Below are 22,771 nucleotides of genomic sequence, written 5' to 3'. Positions count from 1 at the left end.
GATGCAACGCGAATGGGAATGCCGGCGGCGAGGCATCCGTTGTCACTCAGCATGACAACGATCGGAATCATCGGAGCAGGACACATCGGCAGCCAGGTCGCACGCGCGGCCGTGGCGAACGGCTACGAGGTGGTCATCGCCAACTCGCGCGGGCCCGAGACGCTCGCAGACCTGATCGAGGAACTCGGCCCGAACGCCACCGCGGCGACCGCCGAGGGCACAGCGAAGGCGGCGGATGTCGCGGTCGTCACCGTGCCGTTCAAGGCCTACGAGTCCGTGCCGGTCGAGCCGCTCGCCGGCAAGATCGTGATCGACACGAACAACTACTACTGGGAGCGCGACGGCCACGTGCCCGTGCTCGACGAGGGCCGCGCCACCGTGAGCGGCCTGCTGCAGGCGCACCTGCCCGCGAGCCGCGTCGCCAAGGGCTTCAACCACATCACCGCCGCCGACATCACCACGACGGGCACCCCCGCGGGCACGCCCGGACGCCGCGCGCTGGCGACCTCGAGCGACTTCGACGAGGCCGCGCAGTTCGTGACCGACCTCTACGACCAGATCGGCTTCGACACCGTGAACGTCGGCCCGCTCTCGGAGAGCTGGCGCGTCGAGCGCGACCAGCCCGCCTACGTCACCGTGCAGACCAGGGACGAGCTCGTCGCGAACCTCGCGAAGGCCGAGCGCGCCGAGGCCGCGTAACCCGCAGGCCGTACACCGACGGACCGGGCCGGGCGCAGTGCGCTCGGCCCGATCTCGCGTCCGGCGGCCTAGCGGCGCCGGTGCGTGAGGCGGTAGACGGCATGCCCGATCTTCAGGCCGAAGCCGGTCGAGCCGTGCGGTCCGTAGGGCTCGTACGCACGCATCTTCGTGATGCGACGCTCGCCTGAGGCCTCCGTGCGGGTGTCGATCACGAAGACCTGCGGAAAGTCGAGCCGCTTCGAGCCCATCTTCAGCACGTGGTGCGTCGAGGTCTCGACGACGGCCGAGGTGCCGTCGGCGCCGAAGAACCACCGGTCGACGTCGAAGCGCATGCTCGCCATCTGGGTGAACGCCCACGTCAGCCCCTCGCGCACGGCGACGATGCCGACCATGTCGGGGTACGGGTAGTGGGGGTCGAAGAGCACGATGTCGTCGGCCATCCCGGCCGTGGCCCTCTCGATATCGAGCGCCTGGACGCCCGCGAACATCGACTCCACGAGCTGCTGCACCGGTGCTGACATGCCGCACACGCTAGCAGCGGGGTGCGCGCGGGCGTGCGATTCGCGCAGCGGTGCGCCTCAGTCGAACGCGCCGATCGAGGTCGCGAACGCCCGCACCCGCTCGGCGAGGGCGTCGGGCACCTCGGCGGCCGTGAAGTGCCCGCCCTCGTCGAGGCGGTCGAACACGCGCAGGTCGAGGTAGTGCCGGCGGGCGAGCGACTCGGGGTAGGTCGACTCGTGGCGCTGGATGTGCACGGCCGCGGGCACCGAGGTCGGCGGGATCGGCGCGGGCTGGTCGGCACCCTCGTAGTACGGGCGGAACGACGTGCCGATCGACTGGGTGACCCAGTAGATCATCGCCTCGGTGAGGATGCGTTCGCGCGCGATGCGCCGCTCGACGGCCCGAGGGTCGCCCGCCGGGGTGTCGCTCCACTCCACGAGCTTCTCGACGAGCCACGCCAATAGGCCTGCCGGCGAGTCGTTGAGCGCGACCGCGAGCGTATCGGGCCGGGTTGACTGCACGTGCCCGTAGGCCCCGTTCGTCTCGTGGAAGGCGGCGATGCCGTCGAAGAACGCCCGCTCACCGGCATCCGTCAGCGCGGCCCGTTCGTCGGCGTTCGGAAAGTGCGCGTGCGTCGCGATGATGCCGGCGACCTGATCGGGGTAGGTCGCGGCGATGAGGTCGCTCACGTTCGCCGTCACGTCTTCGCCGTAGGTGAAGAAGCGGGCGTAGCCGAGCACGTCGGTCATGAGCGCGTGCATGGTGGCCGCGAGCCGCGTCTCGCTCATCTCGCCATCGGCGTACGGCGACGAGAACGCGAACCCGGGCAGGCTGGCGACCACGACGTCGAAGTCGGGCAGCCGGTCGGCGAAGTCGAGCTGCAGCGCGAACGTGTGCGGCCAGCCGTGCATGACGAGCAGGGCGGGGGCCTCACCGCCACCGGGTCGGGCCTGCGTCGAACGCAGGTGCGCGAAGTGCACGGCCGCGTCGTCGATCTGGGCGATGAACTGCGGATGCCGGTTGAGCCACGCCTCTCGGGCCCGCCAGTCGAACGCACCCCACGCCTCGACCAGCTCTCGGAGGTAGGCGCTGTTCAGGCCCGACGCCGGGGTGCGCGGCGAGTCGTCGAGCAGTCGACTCCGCGCCAGCCGGGCACGGAGGTCGTCGACCACCCCGTCGGCGACGTGGAGTTCGAACGGATGCGGTGCGTCCATGCGCCGAACGTAACCGGTGCGACCGACATCCGAAACCATCCGAGCCGGTTCGCGGATGTCTCGGGTAACCGTCTGAGCACGTCACGGGCGACGTCGGCCGACAGTCCGTGGTCGGCGCCGGCCGCACGCACGGATGCCCGCCGGATGCCCGCCGAATGCACCCGTACTGGGGGCATGGAAGCGCCTTCCCGACCCGTTCCGACGTATAGCTTCGAATACATACCGACCCTCGCATCCGGCATCCATGCCGCCCGCGAGACCCGAGGTCGGTGCCGCCCCGGCGAACCTCGAGCCGCGATTCCGTCGCGCCCGCTCGACGGTCGTCGGCGATGACTCGCTGCTCCGGCTTCGCCTGCTCGCCCGACCCGAAGGCGGCCCGGCGTGCGAGAGCGATTCGACTCGGGACGAACGACCACGAACGACCACCAACGAAGGAGTCCAGTTGAAGAAGCTCATCGCGAGCGTCGCCGCCACGGCGATGCTGGCCGGAGGCCTCGCGGTGCTCGCCGCCGCGGCGCCGGCATCCGCAGAGGTCGCGCCCGCGGCATCCGCCACCTGCGAGGTGTTGACCGTCGACCTCACCGGGTACGACACGAAGCCGGCCGTCGGCGAGCCGCAGCTCGAGGTCGCGAACCCCGACTTCGTGGCCGCGGTGCCCGCGGTCGCCGAGGTGAGCCACACCGACTACGAGTACAAGACGCTCGCCGGGCTGTTCCCGACCAAGTGGACGTACCGCACGGCGCACAAGTACAGCGGCGCTGCTGTGCTCTACGACTGGCAGATCTGGGCCGCCACCGGAAAGACCACGAAGCACGTCGAGGTCGCGGGCGTCGCCGCGAAGCCCGCCGTCGGCTCGCCGACGATCCTCGTCGCGAACCCCGACCACGTCGCCGCCGACGAGGTGCCCAACTCGGTCGTCGTGACCGTGAACGGCTCCGTCGTGCGCGACGTCGAGTTCGGCGCAGCATTCAGCGACGCCATCGCGTTCGCCGACAGGTCGGTGCGCAACACGTGGTCGGTCGTCGTGACCCCCTGGAACGGCGAGGCCACCACCCGCGAGGGCACCAGCACCGCGTGCATCACGCCCGCAGCGCCGACCTGGGTCGACGAGTGCGGCCCCGTGAACAACGGGCACTGGGTGCTCCCGGCCGTCGTCGGCTACACGTACGCCGTGACCGACCACTCGCTGCTGAACGGCAAGATCGGCGTCGTCGCCACCGCGACCGACGGCTACGTGTTCAATGCCGGCGTGCGCAAGCAGTGGACCGCGACCCAGAACAACGACCGCTGCGACCAGACGGTTCCGACGGTCGTGTTCACCAATGAGGTCTGCACCCCGCCCGCGGGCTACGGCGCAGGCGTCATCACGGCCGCGAGCCTCGGCATCGCGAACCCCGACGGCGTCAAGGTGCTCGTCAAGCGCAAGTCCGACGGCGCCGCCATCACGAACCTCTCGGCGCTGACGCCCGGTCACTACGACGTCATCGCGACCGTGAAGAACGAGAGCGCCGACGCGTTCACGACGGTTCCCGCGGGCTGGACGGTCTTCGCGAAGGACGGCGTCACGTTCAAGGTCTCGAAGGGCTTCGACGTGGTCGCGGCCGAGCCGTGCTTCAACCACGTCTCGTCGATCACCACGGCACCCGCCAAGCTGGACCAGTGCGGCGTCGACCTCGACGGCGTGCAGTTCGGCGAGTCGACCGGTGGCACCTGGAAGATCGCCAGCCGCGTCGCCGACGCCCCCGACCGTGAGGGCACGACCCGCTACCGCGTGGTCTTCACCCCCACGGAGGTGCTGCCCGCCTCGCTGCCCGGTGACGGCTTCGTCGTCGACGGCAAGGCCGTGTGGCTGGTGTACCTCGACAACGCGGACTGCAACACGGCTCTGACCGCGTAGTTCTGCGATCCAAGACCTGACGACCCGAATCAGGCAGGCGGCGGCTCCCGGATGACGGGGGCCGCCGCTCTGGGTTTCGGGGGGTCGCCGTCAAGGCGGCGGCTCGACGGTCGACGGGATGCCGCGGCATCCGCTCGGCCTCGTTCAGCCCTGCGTCACCAGGCGATGAGCTTCTCGGGCGTCACGCGCAGGATCGTGCTGTACTTCGCGGCCATCGACTCGAGCGTGAGCTTCAGCGGCGGCAGGTCGTGCTCGTACTTCGCGAAGTAGGCCTCGCCGATCGCCGGCAGCCACGAGGTCGCGGCGTCGTTCAGCACCTCGACGGTGCCCTGCAGAACGGTGAGCTGCTCCTCGTCGTGGCCTGATTCGAGGTGCACGAGCACGTGCGGGTCGCGCGTCGCGTTGCGCACCTTGACCGCGCCCGGCTCGCTCAGGATGATCACGGCGCCCTCGTGCCAGACGAACCACACCGGCACTGCGTGCGGGTACCCGCTGCGGCTGATCGAGCCGAACCACGCGATGCGCTCGCTCGCGAGGCGCCCGAGTGCGCGGGCGTGCACCTCGTTGTCGAGGTCGAAGGCGAAGGGCGTTGCGGATGTCGCGGCTGAGCTCGCGGTGTCGGTCATCGGTGATCCTTCCGTCACGTTCGACCCTACGTCGGGCCGGCGACACGCTGCCCATGTGTCGCGAGAGGTCGAAATGCGTCGCTTCCGAGGCGCGGATGCCGCGGGGCAGGCCTGCGTACCCGTTCGGGCAGTTCGGTGGCCGCACGGCCGCCACGGGGCTAGGTTGCTGCGCGGAGGGAGCGTCGATGGCGGTTCGCGTCTGCGAGGTGTGCGGGGAGGCCAACGAGCCGTCCGCGCGGTTCTGCCGCGTCTGCGACGCCTACCTCGGCTGGGATTCCGGCGCCGCGACGCTCGACGGGGAGCCGCTGACCGGAACGATCCCGACCGTCGTCGAGTCGGTGGAGGCCGTCGAACCATCGCCCGTCGAGCCTTTGCCCGTCGAGCCCGCGCCCGTCGAGCCCGCGCCCGTCGAGCCCGAGACAGCGGACATCGCCCCGGCGCGCGAGCCGGGCCCGTCGGCGCCGTCGTCGTCGACCCATCCGCGGGTCGCCGCGGCCGCGCGCATCGAGACGCCAGAGGCCGTGCTCGAGACGACCGAGGCGACGGTCGGGCCCGCGCTGCCCGCGACCGTGCTGCTGCGGCTCACGAACCCGTCGTCGATCGTCGACGGCTACGAGATCGAGCCGGTCGCTCCGCCGCAGTGGCTCTCGTTCTCGCACGGCGACGTGCACCTCATGCCCGACCAGGAGCTCGCCGTGCCGCTCGAGCTCGGGCTGCGCGAAGGCGTGCTCGTGCTCGCCCAACGCGTGGCCCTGACGCTGCGGATCTCGTCGCAGGCCGACCCGGAACGCACGGCGGAGGTCGCGCTGCAGCTCACCGTGCCGCCGCTCGGGCCGAGTGCGACGCTCGAGGTGCGGCCGAGCCTGATCCGGCTCGAGGACCACGCCGCGGGGGAGTTCACGGTGCGCCTCGACAACCGCGCGGCGAACTTCCCGCAGACGGTGCGCCTCTCGGCGAGCGACGCCGAGGGGGTCGTGCGCTTCGCGTTCGCGCCCGACGTCGTCACCGTGCCCGCGGGTCAGGTGGTCGAGCTCCCGGTGTCGTTCAGCGCGCCCGAGCCCGAGGCGGGTCGCGAGCTCAACCGCCAGATCACGGTCGAGGCCGGCAACGACGCCGGACGCGCGGCCGCACCCCTGACGCTCGTGCAGCGCACGGCCGCCGAGCCCGTCGACCAGCCCGTGCGCGTGCGCATCGAGCCGAGCTCGCTGCGCATCGAGCGGGGCACCACCGCCGACTTCGACGTGCTCCTCGACCACCGTGGGGGCCAGCGCCAGGTCACGCTGAACCTCGTCGGGCGCGACCCGGGGCGCGCGATCGGCTTCGCGTTCAGCTCCGAGCAGGTCGTGCTCGAGCCCGGTGCGGTCGCGCACGTGCGCGGACGGCTCGCCGCCGCCCCGCCGCCGCGGGGCGGCACCCTGCAGCACGCGTTCTCGGTCATCGCCTCCGACGGGGTGCACGACGTCGAGGCGATGGGCTCGGTCGAGCTCACGTCACCGCCCGAGCCGATCCTCACGGCGGCGATCCGCGTCGATCCCCCCTCGCAGCTCGTCGTGAACGAACGCCAGGCCGCGTTCCAGGTCTCGGTCGACAACCGCAGGGGCGTCGAGCCGCTCGGCGTGCGCTTCGAGGGGGCCTCCGAAGACGGCACGGCCCGCCTCGGATTCACGCCGCACGAACTGGTCATCCCGCCGGGTCAGGTCGGCAGCACCCGACTCGTCGTCGACGCCCCGCGTCCGGAGCCGTCGGAGTCGGCGACCCGACGGTTCCGCGTCATCGCGACCGACGGCGTGCGCTCGATCGAGGTCGATGCCGCGCTCACGCAGGAGACCTCGAACCGGCGGCCGATCGCGAGCCGCGTGCTCGTGACGATCGGCGGCCTGCTCGTGATCATCGGAGCACTGGCCGAGTGGTTCGCCGGGTTCCCGCCGTTCCTGCCCTCGGTCGACCTCATCGGGGCCTTCGTGCGCGGGCAACTGAACCTCGCCGACCCGTTCCTGTCGGAACCGGGGATGCGCGTGCTCGTGGTGCTCTTCGGGGCCCTCATGCTGCTCGGCATGATCGGCAAGCACGGCCGGATGACCCGGGCGTGCGCGGTCTTCATCGTGCTGCTCACCGTCGCCTGGCTGATCTTCCTCGCGGTCGTCGCGTTCGTGCCCGCGCTCGGACTCGGACTCGTGCTCGTCTGGATCGGGTGCGTGCTCGGATTCGTCGGCGGGGTGCTCGCGCGGCCGCGGCCCGAGACCTGAGCCGGCGTCGGGCGCTACCCGGCCGGCCGGCGTCAGCGTGCTCGGCGACCGCCGCGCCCCGCACGGTCGTCGGGCGCCGTGCTCCAGAGCGCCCACGCCACGAGCACGGGCTGCAGGAAGAGCCGCACGAACCGGGCCCGGTCGGTGCGCATGAGCGGTGCGGGCCGGCCCGTTCGCCACTGATGCACGTTGCCGGGGAACACCGCGACGAAGAACGCGGCGATGAGCACGCCAACGCGGCGACGCTCGCGGGGCAGCGCGATCACCGCCGTGCCGAGCAGCACCTCTGCTGCACCCGATGCGACGACCACCCCGTCCTTGTCGATCGGCGCGACCTGCTCGACCCAGTCGGGCACGACGATGCGGTAGCCCTTGCGGGCCCAGAACAGGTGCGACAGCCCTGCGAAGACGAGCAGCGCCGCCAGCAGCCATCGGGTGAGCGAGCGGATGACGGTGAGCGGGCGGGTCGCGTTCTCGTTCGGGCGTCGGCGCATCGACCCAGTGTCGCACCGCGGCATCCGGAGCACGGATCTTTCGTGGATGTCGCAGCACGGTCGATTCGGCAGCGGCCCGTTCGTCGTGGGGATATGACCACGAACAACGTTCACACCGCATTCGCGCGGGCCCGCGAGGCCCGCATCGACGAGGCCGAGATCGCCTGGATCGCCTCGAAGCGCGGCGCCGCGATGCGCTCGCGCGACGCCGACTGGCTCGCCGCACGCTACGAACCGGGCGCCCGGGTCGTCGGCCCCACCCCTCCGATCACGCGCATCGCGGATCCGACCATCGACGCCGTGCGCATCTGGGAATGGTTCGAACTGCTGCAGGGGCGCATCCGCTGGACGGTCGGCATCGCGGACGTGCGCCTCGACGGCGACCTCGCCGTCTGCCGCACGCGCGAGCACGTCTCGTACCGCGCCCTCGCCCATCGACGCGTGCGCCTGGAGCTCGCGACCACGATCGGGCTCCGGCGTCACCCCGACGGTTGGCGCATCGAGTGGGAGATCGCGATCGGTGCATGAAGGCCGGATGCTGCGCCTAGGCTGAGGTCCTCGAATTCAGGAGGCACCGTGGCGGGCAAGGTCATCGTCATCACCGGCGCGAGCGACGGCATCGGCCGGGCCGCCGCACGACGGCTGCACGCCGACGGGCACGAGGTCGTCATCGTGGGGCGCTCGCCGCAGAAGACGCAGGCGCTGGCCGATGAACTCGGCGTCGAGCACCACCTCGCCGACTTCGCCGACCTGGACTCGGTGCGCGCGCTGGCCGACGACCTCGCGGCGCGGCATCCGAAGATCGACGTGCTCGCGAACAACGCGGGCGGCGTCTTCGGCAAGCACCGCGAGGTCACGCGCGACGGCCACGAGACGACGTTCCAGGTCGACTACCTCGCGCCGTTCCTGCTGACCCAGCAGCTCATGCCGACGCTCGTCGCTTCGCGGGCGACCGTCATCAACACGTCGAGCCTCGCGAACCGCATCTTCTCGCGCTTCGACCTCGACGACCTCGAGTCCGAGCGCCGCTATCGGCCGGTGCGCGCCTACGGCAACGCGAAGCTCGCCCAGGTGCTCTTCACGAAGGAGCTCGAGCGCCGGTACGGGGGCGACGGCGTCACGTCGACCGCGTTCCATCCGGGCGCGATCGCCACGAACTTCTCGGCCGAGCACGGGTCGGGCATGGCCGGGCTCTACCGGTGGCGCCTGCGCGACCTCGTGCTGCAGACGCCCGAGCAGGGCGCCTCGACGCTGGTCTTCCTCGCCGAGGGAGAGCCCGGGGTCGACTACCCGACGGGCGAGTACTACACGAAGTCGCGTCCGGCCCGCGCCAGCCGGCACGCCGCCGATGTCGAGCTCGCGCGCGAGCTCTGGGACCGGTCGGTCGCGATGCTGCAGCAGGAGCCCGCCGGGCGCTGACATGCGGATGCCGCGGGCGAGCGGATGCCGCGGGCGGCCGCATTCGGCGTGCTCGAGCCGCGGCATCCGCTCGCCCGACCGTCGGGGCTCAGGCCGCGATGCCGGGCACCTCGTCGAGGCTGAAGTAGACGGGCAGGTTGCGGGAGCGGGCGATCGCGACGTCCTGGTCGGCGCCGCGGGATTCGCCGGGCAGGCGCAGCACCGCGTCGCAGCGCTGCAGCAGGCGCTCGGCGGTCGGGTACATGACCTGCTCGGCGAGGGGGTCGGTGGGGCCGCTGGCGCCGGCGCTCGAGAGCACGGGCAGCGCGACCCATTCGCCGATCATCGGCACGTGTCCGGCCCGGAAGAGCGGCCACGCGGCCTCTTCGAGGCGTTCGAGGTTCTGCTGCATGCGGGCGGGGTCGCCGTTCGTGCCCGAGGCGTACGGGCCGGCGATCAGGATCATCATCGAGGTGGTCATGTTCTGCAGAATAGTGCAGAATGTGTAGAAACGTGCAACAACGTGAAGGAGTGCGAATGCTGGCGGCTGCGCGACGAGAGCTCCTGCTCGACCGACTGACCCGGGATCGGCGCATCGTCGCCAAGGAGATCGCGGCCGAGCTCGACCTCTCCGAAGACAGCATCAGGCGCGACCTCCGCGAGCTCGCCGCCGAGGGCCTGCTCACGCGCGTCTACGGGGGAGCCGTTCCCGCGTCGCCGGCCGTCGCCGACTACGGTGCCCGCACCTCGATCGCCTCCGACAGCAAGGAGCGCGTGGCCGCGGCCGCGGCCAAGCTCGTGCAGCCCGGCTCGACGGTGATCCTCGACGGCGGCACGACCACGCTCGCCGTCGTCGGGCGGCTGCCGCGCTCGCTCGAGTGCACGATCGTCACGCACAGCCCGACGATCGCCGTGGCGCTCGTCGACCACGCCGCCGAGGTGATCCTCATCGGAGGCCGCCTCTTCCGGCACTCGATGGTCGCGTCGGGCGCCGCTGCGGTCGAGGCGGCGAACCGCATCAACGCCGACCTGTTCCTGCTCGGCGTGACCGGCATCCACCCGACCACCGGCCTCACGACGGGCGACGCCGACGAGGCCGCCATGAAGCGCGTGCTCGCTGCTCGCGCGGCCGAGACGTACGCACTCGGCAGCGCCGAGAAGGTCGGCGCCGCCTCTCCGCACCAGGTGCTGCCGCTCGACGCCGTCACGGGCCTCGTGCTCGACGCCCGGTCCGACGCGATCTCGCTCGCGCGCCTCCGCGAGACGGGCGTGCGCATCGTCGAGTCGGGCTGAGGCTCGTCGTCGTCGGCGCCGCAGCGGTAGGCCCGGCCGGTTCGATCCGTCGCAGCAACGCGGAACGGGTGCGGATGCCTTCGCATCCGCACCCGTTCAGGTTCGGCGTCCGCCCCGGTCGGGGCTCGTGACTAGGCCGCCGATCGCGACCGGACGCGGGCGATCGTGATGACGGCCGCTGCGGCGAGCAGCAGGGCGATCGCCGCCCAGGTCAGCGGGCCGACGAAGCCCGCGCCGGTGTCGGCGAGGCCGGCCTGCGAGGCCGCGGCGGCCTCCTGCACCGTGACGGCGGCGGATGCCACGGTCACCCCGTCGATCGTGACCGCGATGGTGTGCGCACCCGCGGGGATCGAGGTCGGGATCTTGCCGGTGAAGGTGAACGCGCCGGACGCGTCGGTGCTCACGGTTCCGAGCGTCTGCGGCGTCGAGCGGATCTCCACGGTGAAGCCGCTCGTGCCCTCGGCCAAGCCGCTGCCCTTGACGGTGATGGTTCCGCCGGGGCGCAGGTCGCCCGAGACCGCGACGGTGCCCAGCACGTCGGACGGCTTCTCGCCCGTGGGGGGAGTCGTCGGCGGCGTGGTCGCGGGCGGCGTGGTGGCCGGCGGCGTGGTGGGCGGCGTGGTCGGGTCGACCGTGGTGTCCTTGCCGAGGTCGCCGAAGAACGTGTCGAGCGCGGCGATCGCCTCGTCGGCGAAGGCGAGCTGATTCGCGAGTCCGGGGTCGGTGGGCGACGTGTAGCGACCGGGCTTGTCGATGACGTACCACCACTCGGTCATGTACTCCTTGTAGGTGCCGTCGCCGTTGTCGTGGATCCACTGGCGCACGACCGGAGCCGCCTTGCCGTCGACGATGCGGCCGCGCTCGTACTCGAGCACGTAGGGCACCTGGAGCTTCTTCGCGGTCGCGAGCGCCTGGCCGCGGTCGCCGCCCGGGTAGTAGTCGACCTGGCCCGACACCTTGGGCACGTACTGGGTGACCAGGTTCGGCAGGTGCTTCGTGACGAGGTCGCCGTAGAAGTCGGCGTACTCGGAGCCCGTGTCGCGGATGTGCAGGTCGTTCGACGATGCGCCGTCGAGGCGGAGGTCGAAGAAGTAGACCTTCTCGACGTCGTTCTCGACCGCTTCGGCGTTCACGTGCTGCAGGACGGCGCGCGTGTTGTGGCACCACGTTCCACCGAAGAAGAGCACGAAGTCGCCGTCGCTCTCGAGCAGGTTCACGAGCTCGGGGTAGGTGACGGTCTGCACGCGCCAGTCGGAGTCGGCATCCGTGAGGATCGTCGGTCCGCCGTAGGCGTCGGCGCCCTTGTAGTCCTTGAAGTGCTTCGCGTTCACGGCCGAGGAGGTGAAGGCGAACTGGCTGCTCTCGGAGAGCGTGCCGGCCGCGGTGAAGACGCCCGCGACGGCGGTCCGGTACGCGGCGAGGGCCGCCGGGTCGGCCAGCTGGGCGCTGGTCACGGGCGCGGTCAGGGCGCTCACGATGCGGTCCTCGACACCGCCCTCGGTGTGCGACTTGTCGTACACGAAGAAGTACGGGTCGTCGGTGCCGTCGAACGGCGTCTGCGTGTCCTTCGAGAGGGCGTTGGCGACGACGCGCGTCCACAGCGGTGCGACGTCGGGGTTCGTCGTGGTGCGGATGTCGAGGCTGTGGCCGTCGAGCTTCGGGTCGAACGTGAACACCTGATCGACGCCCGCGGCCTTGGCAGCGGCATCGATCGTCGCGAGGCTCGCGGTCGTGGTCTCGTCCGCGGCGCCGCCGACGAGGAACGCGAAGCGGCCCTCCTGGCCGAGCAGCCATTCGAAGCGCTCGAACGTCACGGTCTCGACGACGCTGTCGGCGACGCCGTACGTCTCCTCGATGTAGTCGACGGTGTCGATGGCGGCGCCGCTGGGGGCGGCGGCGGCCGGCGAGGCGAACGCGGCCGCGCCGAACAGCGCGGCACCGCCGAGCGCGAGCGTCGTGGTGATCGCCACGCCGCGGTGGCGGCGTCTCGGCGGGTGGGTGTGGTCGGACATGGGCTTCCTTTCGGGGAGCATGCAGGCGAACAGGTACCGGGTGGTCAGGGAGCGTCGGTCGGCGGGACGCCGTCGGTCGCGGTTGCGGCGTCGGCCTTGCGACGGCGCAGGAGGCGCTGGCCGAGCAGCGCGAGCGCGCCGACGGCGACGAGGGCGATGAGCAGGCCCGTGCCGGCGAGCCAGCTCGGGGCGCCCGTCTCGGTCGAGGCGGCGGTGCGCTCGACGGCCTCGGCGGTGGGCGCGGCCGTCGCGCCCGCGATCTTCACCGAGGTCGACGCGGGTGACACGACGCCGTCGCCGACGGCGTTCGTCGCGATGATCGTGGCCGTGTAGGCCCCGGCGCCGAGCTTGGGGAACGTGTACGTGGTCGTTCCGGCGGCGATCTGGATCGGGGTGCCGTTGTTGAGCGACAGCTTGTAGCCCGTGACGGGCGAGCCGCCGTCGGCCGGCGCGGCCCAAGTGACCGTCAGCGAGGCGCCCTTGGCGGCGAGCGTGGGAGCGGTGGGCGCCAGCGGCGCCGTCTGCACGACGGCGGCGGGCTGGTTCGCGGTGGCCGCGGCATCCGTCGTTCCGGAGGTCGCGGTCGACCCGGACGTGCCCGTCGAGGTGCCCGCCGAGCCCGTGGCGGTGCCGCCGCCGGTGCTGGGTGCGGGGGCCGGAGCAGGTGCCGGGGCGGGAGCCGGAGCAGGGGCGGGTGCCGGGGCAGGAGCGCCGCCGCCGCTGATGGCGGGGGGCGGATCCTCCTGCGTGCTGTCGTACGGATACCCGCCGAGCCCGTCGCACGCGCCGAGGTCGAAGTTGATGGAGCAGAGGTCGCAGACGTCCCCGGCGGCCTGGGCCGGCGCGCTCCAGATGAGGAGGAACGTCGGCACCGAGATCGTGAAGACGATCGTCGCGGCGAGGGTGCGCAGTCTGGAGCGCGCGGTCTTGGGCATGGGCTGTCCTTCGGTTCGACCGGTCACGGGACCGGCGTGAGTCGAGCGGTGGCGGTGTCGTCTGCGGTGGTGGCGGAGTCGGTGGCAGCAGCGTGGGCGGCGGGCGTGGGTGCGGCGGCGGGCGCTGGCGCGGCGGCGGGCGCGGCCGTGGGGGTCGTGCTCGCGTCGGCGTCGTCCTCGTCGTCGGGCGCGTGACGACGGCCCGCGAAGATCTCGTCGTCGAGGGCTCCGGCGCGACGCGCCACGATCGCTGCGCTGGTGGCCGCGGCGGTCACGTTGGCCATGGTGCTGGCGGTGCCCGCGATCGCGCTGATCGGGATGAGCAGCACGAGCACCTCGATCGGGAGCCCGACGGCGGTGAGCACCGCGGTGGCCGTGATGATCGCGGTGCCGGGGACGCCGGCCGTGCCGAGGCTCACGAGCAGCCCGAGCACGACGAGCACGACGTAGTCGAGCACCGTGTACTCGATGCCGAGCGCGTTGACCGTGAACACCGCGACGAGCGTGGGCCAGATGCCCGCGCAGCCCGGCATGCCGATGGTGGTGCCGATGGGAGCGGTGAAGCCGGCGACCTCCTCGCTGACGCCGACCTTGCGCACCAGGGTCGAGATCGTCAGCGGCAGCGTGCCGATGCTCGACTGGGTCGTGAAGGCCGTGTATTGCGGCGGCGTGATGAGCTTGAAGAAGCGCAGCGGCGAGAGGTCCGCGAAGACCTTCACGAGCACGCCGTTCACGAGGTAGGCGTCGACGAAGCAGGCGACCATGGCGATGACGAGGACGCCGATGAGCGAGAGCGCCGTCTCGAGACGGGCGACCGCGGTCGACGTGGTCGAGGCGACGAGCGCGAGCACCGCATACGGGGTGAGCGCGATGATGAAGCCGACGGCCTTGAAGAACACGCGCTTGGTCGCGTCGACCACGTCTTTGAACGCACGCACCTTCTCGGGCTTGCGATCGGCGACGAGCAGGTACGACACGGCGATCAGCAGCGTGAAGAGGATGATGCCGATGATGTTGTTCGACGCGATGTCGCCGACGACGTTCGACGGGAAGAGCCCGACGATCACCTCGTCGAGGGGTCGCAGCAGACCGGTCAGGGTCGAGCCGTCGACGCCCGCGAGTTCGAGCTGCGCGCCGGTGCCGATGCCGGTGGCCAGGGCGAGGCCCAGCGTCAGCAGGATCGCGATGAGGTTCGTGAGCAGCAGCCAGAACACCGAGCTGAGGCCGATGGTGCGCAGCTTCGCGAGGCTGCCGAGCGACGTGATGCTCGCGAGCACCGACACGATGATGAGCGGCGCGACGATCGCGGTGATGACGTTCACGTACACGGTGCCGATCACGTCGACGTAGTCGAGGTGCCCCTGGAACAGCAGGCCGACGCCGATGCCCACCACGAGCGCGATGACGGTGAGCAGGGTGAACGAGGCGCCGGCGCGTCGCAGGAAGTAGACGCCGACGAAGAGTGCGGCGGTCGCGGCGAGTGCCGCCAATGAGAGCCAGTCGAGGTCGATCATCGGGTCGTGTTCGGGTCGGCGTTGAGCGTGGTGCGGCAGGGCATGACGTGAACGTAGTGAAACCCGGGAGGCCGGTGCCGGAGCATGTCGCGGTGTGAATGCCGGTTACGTCATGCGACACGGAATGACCGTGAATCCGGGATCCAGGGCAGTTCGAGGGTGCGGATGTTGCGCTTCGTGACGCAGGGTCGATGACGCCGTGTGACGGACGCGCGGGCGAATGATCCGGGCGGATGAGGCGAGCGGATGCCGAGGGCGGGGGTCGGCGGCACGTGCGAGCATGAACGGGTGACCGACTCGCCGCCGCCCACCCCCGATTGGCGCGCGGGCGATTGGCGCGCGGTGCTCGCCCCGCTGGGCGCGGCACCCCCGGCTGCGAGTGACCCGAGATCCGGCGCCGACGCCCGCGGCGCCGAAGGCGGGCCGACCAAGCGCTTGGGGCTGCAGTTCGAGTTGCGGCGCAAGGTGCAGCGTCGCAGCGGTGAGTGGCAGGGCCCGCGCGACGAACCCGCCCGGCGCGCGACATCCGTCGACCGTCTCGCGGTTCGACCGGTCACGCAGGGTGCACGCGGCGCGTGGATCAAGGGCGCGCTGACCTGGCAGAACATCGCCTACCAGGGCGAGGCCGGCGGCTTCGACCCGGCGCACGCGCGATGGTTCGCGCAGTTCGCGCTGCTGAAGGGCAGCTCGCCGAGCGTGTTCACGACCTACGGGTCCGAGTGGGTCACGCTCGACGAGTTCGAGAGCCCGCTGCTGTGGGCGCTGCTCGCCGAGGCCGCGAGGCTCGGCATCGGGCTCGTCGGGTCGGAAGCCACGCCCGACGTCGTCGTGCACGCTGCCGCGACGATCGCGCTCGACGTGCACGAGGCCGCCGACGGCGCGCTGACGCTCACCCCCGAGCTCGCGTTCGACGGTTCGCCGCGCGCGCTCGCCGACGTGCGCGCGGTGGGCTCGCACGGGGTCTACCGCTTCGACTTCGACGACGGATGCCTCGAGCTCGCGCCGTTCGCCGCGCCGCCCACCGAGGCGGCGCGAGGCCTGCTCGCGGCCCCGGCCGCAGTGCACGTGCCGGCTGGCGACGTGCCCGAGTTCCTGCGCGCGTACCCGGCCCTCGCCGGGTCGGTCGACGTGACGAGCCGCGACGGGTCGTTCGAGCCGCCCCCTCCGGCGCCGACCATGCTCGTGCTCGACCTGCGGTTCGAGCCGCACGACGTGCTCCGACTCGAGTGGCACTGGCAGCGCGCCGACGGGCGCACGATCCCGATCGTGGCCGCCGGCAGGCTCGGCGAGCGAGCGGCGCACGCGGCGATCATCGCCGCCGCCGTGCTCGACCCCGATCTCGACGACGACCTGCTCGCCCGGGTGTCCGACCTGCTCGGCTGGGTGCCGCTCGACACCGTGCTGCTGCGGGGCGTCGACGCGGCGGAGTTCGTCGCCGAGCGCCTGCCGGGCATCGAGGCGTTGGCCGCGCGGCATCCGCTGCGCATCGACGAGCGCGGCGACCGACCCGACTACCGGCTGCTCACCGAGCCGCCGAAGGTGCGCGTCACCACGGTCGAGTCGCGCAAGACCGACTGGTTCGACCTCGGCGTCGTCATCACGATCGACGGTCGCATGGTGCCGTTCATGCCGCTGTTCCGGGCGCTCGCGAAGGGGCAGCGCCGACTGCTGCTCGTCGACAAGACGTACCTCATGCTCAACCAGTCGATCTTCGACCCGCTGCGCGAGCTCATCGAGGAGGCCGGCACGCTCGCCGAGTGGGAGACGGGCGTGCGCATCCATGCGAGCCGCACGAGCCTCTGGGCCGACTTCGAAGACCTGGCCGACATCGCCGAACCCGCGGTGTCATGGCGCCGCAGCGTCGAAGCCCTCGAGCACGGGCAGGTCGAGGCGCTGCCCGAGCCCGCCGGACTCGCGCTGCCGCTGCGGCCCTATCAGCTCGCCGGCTTCCGATGGCTCGCCTACCTCTGGCAGGGCCGGCTCGGCGGCATCCTCGCCGACGACATGGGCCTCGGCAAGACCGCGCAGACGCTCGCGCTCGTCGCGCATGCCGTCGAGCTCCGTCGGTCGAGGAGCGACGGAGGAGCGTCTCGAGACCAGGAGCGGGGTGGGTCTCGAGACGGCGCTGGCGCGCCTCCTCGACCGGCGGAAGGTGGCGCGCCTCCTCGACCGGCGGACGGCCACGCGCCGTTCCTCGTCGTCGCGCCGACCTCGGTCGCATCGAACTGGGCCCGCGAGGCGGCTCGGTTCACGCCCGGCCTGCGCGTGGCATCCGTCACCGCGACCCAGGCGAAGCGTCGGGGCAGCATCGCGGAGGCCGCGGCCGACGCCGACCTCGTCATCACGACGTACGCGGTGCTGCGCCTCGAGGCCGAGGCGTTCGGCGCGCTCGAGTGGGGCGGGCTCGTGCTCGACGAGGCGCAGTTCGTGAAGAACGCGGCGACCAAGGTGCATGCGGCGGCCCGCGGCATCCGTGCTCCCTTCCGGCTCGCGGTCACGGGCACCCCGATCGAGAACGACCTCGGCGAGCTGTGGGCGATCCTGCAGATCGTGGCGCCGGGGCTGTTCCCGTCGCGTCGCCGCTTCGACGAGCAGTACCGCCGCCCGATCGAACTCGATCGCAACCTCGAGCGTCGCGACCGCCTGCGCCGACGCATCCGCCCGCTCATGCTGCGACGCACGAAAGCCGGCGTCGAGCCCGAGTTGCCCGCGAAGCAGGAGCAGGTGCTCGAGGTGACGCTCGCGCCGTCGCACCGGCGGCTCTACGACACCGTGCTGCAGCGCGAACGGCAGAAGCTCCTCGGCCTCATCGACGACCTCGACCGCAACCGCTTCATCGTCTACCGCTCGCTCACGCTGCTGCGCATGCTCGCGCTCGACGCGACGCTCATCGATGACGATGCCTACCGGAGCGTGCCGTCGGCCAAGCTCGACGCGCTGTTCGAGCAGCTCGACGACGTGCTCGCCGAGGGGCATCGAGCGCTCGTGTTCAGCCAGTTCACGACGTTCCTCGGTCGGGCGCGCTCGCGGCTCGACACCGCCGGCGTGCCGTACGCCTACCTCGACGGCTCGACCCCGGCCGGCCGCCGCGACGCCGAGATCGAACGGTTCCGGTCGGGCGAGGCATCCGTGTTCCTGATCAGCCTGAAGGCCGGCGGATTCGGGCTGAACCTCACCGAGGCCGACTACGTGTTCCTGCTCGACCCGTGGTGGAACCCCGCGAGCGAGGCGCAGGCCGTCGACCGCGCGCACCGCATCGGGCAGACCAAGCAGGTCATGGTCTATCGGCTCGTCGCGGCCGACACCATCGAGCAGAAGGTCATGGCGCTCAAGGCCCGCAAGGGCGAGCTCGTCGCGTCGATCCTCGACGAGGGAACGGATGCCGCAGACCCGCGTGCAGCAGAGGCGCTCACGGCCGACGACCTCCGGGGGCTGCTCGAGGCGTGAGTCGCGCCGAAGACGACGGATGCCCCGAGCCGAAGCCCGGGGCATCCGTCACCGCTCGGGTGATCTCGCCGTGACCGATCAGGCCCGTCGGCGACGCGCGATCACGAGCAGGGTGCCTGCGACGGCGAGCAGTGCGCCCGCGCCGATCGCAAGCGGGAGCGCGTCGAAGCCGGTCGAGGCGAGGCCGGGCTTCTCGACGGTGTTCGCGGCCGGCGTCGGGGTCGGCGTCGCGCCGGGCGTCGTCACGGTCGACGAGTCGTCGCCGCCGGGCTGCGCCGGTTCGGCGGGGTCGGTCGGGTCGGTGGGGCCGACGGGATCCGCGGGCTCGATCGGAACCAGCGGGGTGGGCGGGTCGGTCGGCTCGACGGGATCGGTCGGCTCGGCGGGTTCGGGCGTGCAGTCGAGGCCCTTGCCGCCGATCCACGGGTAGTTGTGGTGCTCGACACCGCTGCCGCTGACCGTGAGATCGCCGCCGACGAGGAGGCGGCCGTTGGTCGACGTGGTGACCTGCGCATCGGCGTCGGGCGCGAGCACGGTGCCGATCAGCTGGCCGTTGAGGCCGAGCTCGACCTTCGTCGCGTCGGCGATGTTCCACGCGAGCCGCGACGACCAGGTGCCGAAGTCCGCACCCGACGGGTCGTCGAAGCGCACGGTGCCGTCGGCGAAGTAGTTCGGGGCCCAGTCGAGCTTCGCGCCGGTCACGTTGATCAGCACGGGCGCCGAGTCGGAGGCGAGGTCGAAGACGACCTCGGGCTTGGAGCCGAGCACGGAGCCCGAGATCGTGAAGACGTAGAGGTCGCGGTCGACCGCGCTCGCGAAGCGCACCTGGTTGCCGTCGGTGGACGCCGAGTCGGTCGCCGGCAGCGCCGCGAGGTCGTCGGAGGCGTCGTCGAGCACCGAGGCGAAGCCCGCGTTCGGGCTCATCGCCTTCGCGGCGCCGAGTTCGCCGGTGGCGTCGCCGCCCCAGAGGTCGAACGTCGTGCCCGCGGCGATCGAGCCGCCGACCGTGACGTCGCCGCCACCGGCGAGGTTCGCGCCGACGTGCAGCTGCGTGCCGTTCACGGTCGACAGGTCGCCGCCGACGGCGAGCATCTGGGTGCCGCCCGCGGGCGTGATGCCCGAGCCGTAGCCGGCCGAGCCGATGTTGAAGACGCCGCCGCCGGTCTTGGCGAAGGTCGCGTCGCCCGCGACGAGCAGCAGGCCCTCGGACTCCGCCGCGCCGCCCTGGGCGCGGTAGTCGCCGCCGGCGAAGACCGCGACGCTCGAGTCGGTGAAGACGGGGAGGTGCCCGAGGGGCGGCATCTCGCCGCTCGGCGGGCAGGTGAGTGCCGGCGCAGTGGCTGCGGTCGCCGGCGCGGCGCCGATGACCGAGATCGCGGCAGCGCCGGAGGCGGCGAGGCCGGTGATGGCGAGCAGGCTGAGGCTCTTGCGCAGGCGGGCGCGTCGGGGCGCGGGGGTGGGCACGTGGAACTCCGTTCGGGTCGGGGCGGTACTCCGCGGCTGGGTACCCGTCGAAGGGATCCGCGGTTGGAGCAGCTTCGTGCTCCGTGGGGCGCGGTTCGCGCGAGCGAACGGCCCTCACAACGAGAGACGACAGAACCCGCGAATCATGACGCGAGTTCGTCAGGTTTCTTTACTATCACGCGAAGCCGAGTATTCGCCATGCCGAGCCGGGCGCGAGAGGTCACGGTTTCGACGCGATCGACGCAGGCTGCGACGTCCGCGGTTCGATCGCCGGGACGCCGGTCGCTATGTTGCGGAATGCAACACAGCGGCGTAGCGTTGCATCAAGCAGCGGCAACAGGGCAGCAACAGGAGGACGCCATGACCGGTACGACGACATCGCGCGAGACCGCGACCTCCGACATCCTCGGCGCCCTCATCGTCGTGAGCCGCAGGGGCGTCGCCGATGCTCGCACCGCGAACCTCAGCCTGAGCATGACCGACCAGTCGATCCTCGGCTTCATCGTCGACCACCCCGGCTGCCGCTCGGTCGACATCGCGCAGGCGTACCGGCTCAACCGCTCCACGGTCTCGCGTCAGCTCGCCGGGCTCGTCGCGCTCGGGGTCGTCCGCGAAGTGGCGGATGCCGCGGGCCGCGGTACACCCCTCGAGCTCACGGCGTCGGGGCGGGCCGCCTACGACGAGGCCATCGCCATCCTGCACGGCATCGTCGCCGGCCAGCTCGACGGCTGGAGCGACGACGAGGTCGCCCGCTTCGCGCGCGACCTGCAGCGATTCAACGTCGGACGCCCGGGCGAGACCCGCCCGCGGCATCCGCTCGAGACCCCCGACGGGCCTCACGAGAACGCCCCACAGGGCGCAGAAGAAGAGAAGAAGGAACAGCAATGACCGCCATCGCGAACGTCACCGTCCTGGGCACCGGAGTGCTCGGCTCGCAGATCGCCTACCAGACCGCGTTCAGCGGGTTCGACGTCGTCGCCTACGACATCGACGACGCCGCACTCGAGGCCGCGAAGCAGCGCTTCGCCGGGCTCGCCCAGACCTACGTGACCGAGAACGTCGCGGGTGCCGCCGACGGCGCGGAGGCCGCACTCGGCCGCATCCGGACGACCGCCGACCTCGCCGACGCCGTCGCGAACGCCGACCTGATCATCGAGGCGATCCCCGAGCAGCTCTCGCTCAAGCAGTCGACCTACGAGAAGCTCTCCGCACTCGCCCCCGAGCGCACGATCTTCGCCACGAACTCGTCGACCCTGCTGCCGAGCGACCTCGCGCCGTTCACCGGCCGCGCCGACCGGTTCCTCGCGCTGCACTTCGCGAACCGCGTGTGGGCGCACAACACCGCCGAGGTCATGGGCACCGAGGCCACCGACCCCGCCGTGTACGCGACCGTGGTCGACTTCGCGGCGAAGATCGGCATGGTCCCGATCGAGATCAAGAAGGAGAAGGCCGGCTACCTGCTGAACTCCCTCCTCGTGCCGTTCCTCTCGGCCGCGGGCGAGCTGCTCGTCGACGGCATCGCCGAGCCCGACGCCATCGACAAGACCTGGCGCATCGGCACCGGCGCGCCCATGGGCCCGTTCCAGATCTACGACATCGTCGGCCTCACCACGGCCTACAACATCTCCAAGGCCGGCGGTGCGAAGCAGCAGGCGTTCGCCGACCTCCTCAAGGAGCGCTACATCGACCAGGGCAAGCTCGGCGTCGCCACGGGCGAGGGCTTCTACTCCTACTCGAAGGCCTGATCCGCGCGGGTTTCGCCCCACCCCTTCCGAGCCGAGCGGATGCCGCGACGAGACGCCTCGTCGCGGCATCCGTCGTCTCAGCCCACCCGCTCCGCGAACGCTTGCGCACGCCTCGCCGGTGCGCCTACACCCAGGCCCGCCGCACGGCCTCGGCGCCGAGCTGCAACCTGGTCGTGACGCCGGCCGTCTCCATGAGCTCGGCGACCCGCCGCTGCACCGTGCGCACCGAGATGCCGAGCTGCGCGCCGGCCGCGGCATCCGTGAGCCCCAGCAGCAGCAGCTTCAGCAGGTCGCGGTCGACCGCGTCGTGCGCGCCGGGCAGCTCGCCGGTCGAGATGAACTCCGTCGAGGTCGCCCAGTACTCCTCGAAGGTCGCGATCACGAGGTCGAGCAGGCCGCTCGGGTTCACGAGCAGCGCGCCCGACGACCGCTCCTCGCCGTGCGAACGCATCGGCAGCATCGCCACGTCGTCGTCGGCGATGATGAGGCGCGTCGGCAGGGTCGGCAGCACGCGCACCTCCTCGCCGAACGGCGCGGACTCGCGGGCCGCGTCGATGAAGCCCGGCCACTCGAGCACGGCCTTCTCGACGATCACGCGGTAGCGCACCCCCCTCCGCAGTGCTTCGTCTTCAGCCGTGTTCTCGGTGGCGTCGAGGAATGCCACGTCGCTCAGCATGAGCACGCGAACCTGCTCCGTCGCCGAGGCCTGCAGCTGGGCGAAGCGCTGGCGCACGGCATCCGCTCCGAGCACGACGTCGACGACGTCGGGCGCCGTGCGCTGCGCGGCCCCGCTGCGGTAGATCTCGCTCAGCTCGACGAGCACCTCGTGCGCCTGGGTCAGCCGGCGCTCGCGGTCGAGGAGCATCGGCCGCAGGGCGAGCGACGGCGGCGAGGCGACGACGCGGTCGGGCGCGGAGGCCTGCCGCGCGAGCAGGCCGAGACGCTCGAGCTCGGCGACGATCGCGCGCACCTCGGACCTCGGCTTCGCCGCGGATTCCGCGAGCTCGTCGATGCTCGACGAGGGCGCCTGCAGGACGAGCCGATAGAGCGCGGTGTGCTCATCGTCCAGTCCGATCGCCTCGAGCACGAGCGCCTTCCGTTCCCTCGCCCCGCCGACCGCCGTCATGGCGGATCGAAGCCATGGCATCTCTCCGCCACCACCCTAGCCAACGCGCCGTGAGAGGTTGCTTGGCAAGCCAGTCCGAACGCGTGAGAGGTATCCCTAATGCCACGAAGCACGAGTCCATTCGCACATCGCCGATCGTTCGCGGCCGCCATCAGCGGCC

19 protein-coding genes are annotated in these 22,771 nt (G+C 71.6%); 9 read left to right on the top strand and 10 right to left on the bottom strand.

What is annotated here, in order from left to right; translation table 11 throughout:
- Nucleotides 1-51: 51 nt before the first annotated feature.
- Nucleotides 52-699: an NADPH-dependent F420 reductase gene (locus tag ATC03_RS16535; protein ID WP_067882458.1), complete on the top strand. Its 648-nt coding sequence runs from the start codon at nucleotides 52-54 to the stop codon at nucleotides 697-699.
- A 68-nt stretch (nucleotides 700-767) separates the two neighbouring features.
- On the opposite strand, the gene ATC03_RS16530 is transcribed toward ATC03_RS16535, so the two are convergent.
- Complete coding sequence (locus ATC03_RS16530) at nucleotides 768-1,220, bottom strand: nuclear transport factor 2 family protein (RefSeq protein WP_067879490.1); 453 nt, start codon at nucleotides 1,218-1,220, stop codon at nucleotides 768-770.
- A gap of 57 nt (nucleotides 1,221-1,277) precedes the next feature.
- On the bottom strand, nucleotides 1,278-2,414 hold the full coding sequence (locus tag ATC03_RS16525) for an epoxide hydrolase family protein (RefSeq protein ID WP_067879487.1): 1,137 nt from the start codon (nucleotides 2,412-2,414) through the stop codon (nucleotides 1,278-1,280).
- 442 nt (nucleotides 2,415-2,856) lie between these two features.
- On the opposite strand from ATC03_RS16525, the gene ATC03_RS16520 reads away from it, so the two are divergent.
- Nucleotides 2,857-4,311: a hypothetical protein gene (locus tag ATC03_RS16520; RefSeq protein ID WP_152030990.1), complete on the top strand. Its 1,455-nt coding sequence runs from the start codon at nucleotides 2,857-2,859 to the stop codon at nucleotides 4,309-4,311.
- Between the two features lie 155 nt (nucleotides 4,312-4,466).
- Here the strand turns inward: ATC03_RS16520 and ATC03_RS20635 are convergent, their stop codons facing one another.
- A complete protein-coding gene (locus tag ATC03_RS20635; protein ID WP_067879481.1) occupies nucleotides 4,467-4,937 on the bottom strand; it encodes a pyridoxamine 5'-phosphate oxidase family protein in 471 nt (156 codons plus the stop codon).
- Between the two features lie 185 nt (nucleotides 4,938-5,122).
- Here ATC03_RS20635 and ATC03_RS16510 point away from each other — a divergent pair, with 185 nt between their 5' ends.
- Entirely contained in the window at nucleotides 5,123-7,183 is a 2,061-nt protein-coding gene (locus tag ATC03_RS16510; protein ID WP_067879479.1) for a COG1470 family protein, read from the top strand.
- Between the two features lie 32 nt (nucleotides 7,184-7,215).
- Here the strand turns inward: ATC03_RS16510 and ATC03_RS16505 are convergent, their stop codons facing one another.
- Complete coding sequence (locus ATC03_RS16505) at nucleotides 7,216-7,677, bottom strand: DoxX family protein (RefSeq protein WP_067879475.1); 462 nt, start codon at nucleotides 7,675-7,677, stop codon at nucleotides 7,216-7,218.
- A gap of 93 nt (nucleotides 7,678-7,770) precedes the next feature.
- Between ATC03_RS16505 and ATC03_RS16500 the strand changes: the two genes are divergently transcribed.
- Nucleotides 7,771-8,205: a YybH family protein gene (locus ATC03_RS16500; protein WP_067879472.1), complete on the top strand. Its 435-nt coding sequence runs from the start codon at nucleotides 7,771-7,773 to the stop codon at nucleotides 8,203-8,205.
- 48 nt (nucleotides 8,206-8,253) lie between these two features.
- Entirely contained in the window at nucleotides 8,254-9,096 is an 843-nt protein-coding gene (locus ATC03_RS16495) for an SDR family NAD(P)-dependent oxidoreductase (RefSeq protein WP_067879469.1), read from the top strand.
- Nucleotides 9,097-9,184: 88 nt separating this feature from the next.
- Here the strand turns inward: ATC03_RS16495 and ATC03_RS16490 are convergent, their stop codons facing one another.
- Nucleotides 9,185-9,556, bottom strand: a complete 372-nt coding sequence (locus tag ATC03_RS16490) for a DUF4406 domain-containing protein (RefSeq protein WP_067879466.1) — start codon at nucleotides 9,554-9,556, stop codon at nucleotides 9,185-9,187.
- 56 nt (nucleotides 9,557-9,612) lie between these two features.
- Between ATC03_RS16490 and ATC03_RS16485 the strand changes: the two genes are divergently transcribed.
- Nucleotides 9,613-10,368 carry a DeoR/GlpR family DNA-binding transcription regulator gene (locus tag ATC03_RS16485; RefSeq protein ID WP_067879463.1) on the top strand — a complete coding sequence of 252 codons (756 nt, stop codon included), beginning with the start codon at nucleotides 9,613-9,615 and terminating at the stop codon, nucleotides 10,366-10,368.
- A 131-nt stretch (nucleotides 10,369-10,499) separates the two neighbouring features.
- On the opposite strand, the gene ATC03_RS16480 is transcribed toward ATC03_RS16485, so the two are convergent.
- Genes ATC03_RS16480 through ATC03_RS16470 form a run of 3 tightly spaced genes read right to left on the bottom strand, consistent with a single transcriptional unit; the run spans nucleotide 10,500 to nucleotide 14,829 of the window.
- Nucleotides 10,500-12,380 (bottom strand): hypothetical protein, encoded by a 1,881-nt coding sequence (locus ATC03_RS16480; protein ID WP_067879460.1) that lies wholly within the window; start codon nucleotides 12,378-12,380, stop codon nucleotides 10,500-10,502.
- Nucleotides 12,381-12,424: 44 nt separating this feature from the next.
- Entirely contained in the window at nucleotides 12,425-13,315 is an 891-nt protein-coding gene (locus ATC03_RS20630) for a fibronectin type III domain-containing protein (protein ID WP_067879457.1), read from the bottom strand.
- 23 nt (nucleotides 13,316-13,338) lie between these two features.
- Nucleotides 13,339-14,829: a dicarboxylate/amino acid:cation symporter gene (locus tag ATC03_RS16470; protein WP_067879453.1), complete on the bottom strand. Its 1,491-nt coding sequence runs from the start codon at nucleotides 14,827-14,829 to the stop codon at nucleotides 13,339-13,341.
- A 288-nt stretch (nucleotides 14,830-15,117) separates the two neighbouring features.
- Here ATC03_RS16470 and ATC03_RS16465 point away from each other — a divergent pair, with 288 nt between their 5' ends.
- Nucleotides 15,118-18,276 carry a DEAD/DEAH box helicase gene (locus ATC03_RS16465; protein ID WP_227820138.1) on the top strand — a complete coding sequence of 1,053 codons (3,159 nt, stop codon included), beginning with the start codon at nucleotides 15,118-15,120 and terminating at the stop codon, nucleotides 18,274-18,276.
- A gap of 78 nt (nucleotides 18,277-18,354) precedes the next feature.
- Here the strand turns inward: ATC03_RS16465 and ATC03_RS16460 are convergent, their stop codons facing one another.
- Complete coding sequence (locus tag ATC03_RS16460; RefSeq protein WP_084003570.1) at nucleotides 18,355-19,740, bottom strand: choice-of-anchor A family protein; 1,386 nt, start codon at nucleotides 19,738-19,740, stop codon at nucleotides 18,355-18,357.
- A gap of 360 nt (nucleotides 19,741-20,100) precedes the next feature.
- On the opposite strand from ATC03_RS16460, the gene ATC03_RS16455 reads away from it, so the two are divergent.
- Both ATC03_RS16455 and ATC03_RS16450 read left to right on the top strand, forming a co-directional pair.
- Nucleotides 20,101-20,628 carry a MarR family winged helix-turn-helix transcriptional regulator gene (locus ATC03_RS16455; protein WP_067879447.1) on the top strand — a complete coding sequence of 176 codons (528 nt, stop codon included), beginning with the start codon at nucleotides 20,101-20,103 and terminating at the stop codon, nucleotides 20,626-20,628.
- Nucleotides 20,625-21,485 (top strand): 3-hydroxyacyl-CoA dehydrogenase, encoded by an 861-nt coding sequence (locus ATC03_RS16450; protein WP_067879445.1) that lies wholly within the window; start codon nucleotides 20,625-20,627, stop codon nucleotides 21,483-21,485. The genes ATC03_RS16455 and ATC03_RS16450 overlap by 4 nt, the downstream gene beginning before the upstream one ends.
- Nucleotides 21,486-21,609: 124 nt before the next feature.
- Here ATC03_RS16450 and ATC03_RS16445 read toward each other — a convergent pair whose 3' ends face one another.
- Nucleotides 21,610-22,611: a helix-turn-helix domain-containing protein gene (locus tag ATC03_RS16445; RefSeq protein WP_227820137.1), complete on the bottom strand. Its 1,002-nt coding sequence runs from the start codon at nucleotides 22,609-22,611 to the stop codon at nucleotides 21,610-21,612.
- Nucleotides 22,612-22,771: the final 160 nt, after the last annotated feature.

The organism is Agromyces aureus (assembly GCF_001660485.1).
Taxonomy (GTDB): domain Bacteria; phylum Actinomycetota; class Actinomycetes; order Actinomycetales; family Microbacteriaceae; genus Agromyces; species Agromyces aureus.
This window is presented reverse-complemented; position numbering and strand designations above follow the sequence as displayed.

Excerpts from the sequence above, each read along its gene's own strand:
- ATC03_RS16470 (WP_067879453.1), bottom strand. The coding sequence starts at position 14,829 with ATGATCGACCTCGACTGGCTCTCATTGGCGGCACTCGCCGCGACCGCC.
- ATC03_RS16505 (WP_067879475.1), bottom strand. The coding sequence starts at position 7,677 with ATGCGCCGACGCCCGAACGAGAACGCGACCCGCCCGCTCACCGTCATC.
- ATC03_RS16500 (WP_067879472.1), top strand. The coding sequence starts at position 7,771 with ATGACCACGAACAACGTTCACACCGCATTCGCGCGGGCCCGCGAGGCC.
- ATC03_RS16480 (WP_067879460.1), bottom strand. The coding sequence starts at position 12,380 with ATGTCCGACCACACCCACCCGCCGAGACGCCGCCACCGCGGCGTGGCG.
- ATC03_RS16455 (WP_067879447.1), top strand. The coding sequence starts at position 20,101 with ATGACCGGTACGACGACATCGCGCGAGACCGCGACCTCCGACATCCTC.
- ATC03_RS16490 (WP_067879466.1), bottom strand. The coding sequence starts at position 9,556 with ATGACCACCTCGATGATGATCCTGATCGCCGGCCCGTACGCCTCGGGC.
- ATC03_RS16485 (WP_067879463.1), top strand. The coding sequence starts at position 9,613 with ATGCTGGCGGCTGCGCGACGAGAGCTCCTGCTCGACCGACTGACCCGG.
- ATC03_RS16535 (WP_067882458.1), top strand. The coding sequence starts at position 52 with ATGACAACGATCGGAATCATCGGAGCAGGACACATCGGCAGCCAGGTC.
- ATC03_RS16510 (WP_067879479.1), top strand. The coding sequence starts at position 5,123 with ATGGCGGTTCGCGTCTGCGAGGTGTGCGGGGAGGCCAACGAGCCGTCC.
- ATC03_RS16525 (WP_067879487.1), bottom strand. The coding sequence starts at position 2,414 with ATGGACGCACCGCATCCGTTCGAACTCCACGTCGCCGACGGGGTGGTC.
- ATC03_RS20635 (WP_067879481.1), bottom strand. The coding sequence starts at position 4,937 with ATGACCGACACCGCGAGCTCAGCCGCGACATCCGCAACGCCCTTCGCC.
- ATC03_RS16530 (WP_067879490.1), bottom strand. The coding sequence starts at position 1,220 with ATGTCAGCACCGGTGCAGCAGCTCGTGGAGTCGATGTTCGCGGGCGTC.
- ATC03_RS16450 (WP_067879445.1), top strand. The coding sequence starts at position 20,625 with ATGACCGCCATCGCGAACGTCACCGTCCTGGGCACCGGAGTGCTCGGC.
- ATC03_RS20630 (WP_067879457.1), bottom strand. The coding sequence starts at position 13,315 with ATGCCCAAGACCGCGCGCTCCAGACTGCGCACCCTCGCCGCGACGATC.
- ATC03_RS16445 (WP_227820137.1), bottom strand. The coding sequence starts at position 22,611 with ATGACGGCGGTCGGCGGGGCGAGGGAACGGAAGGCGCTCGTGCTCGAG.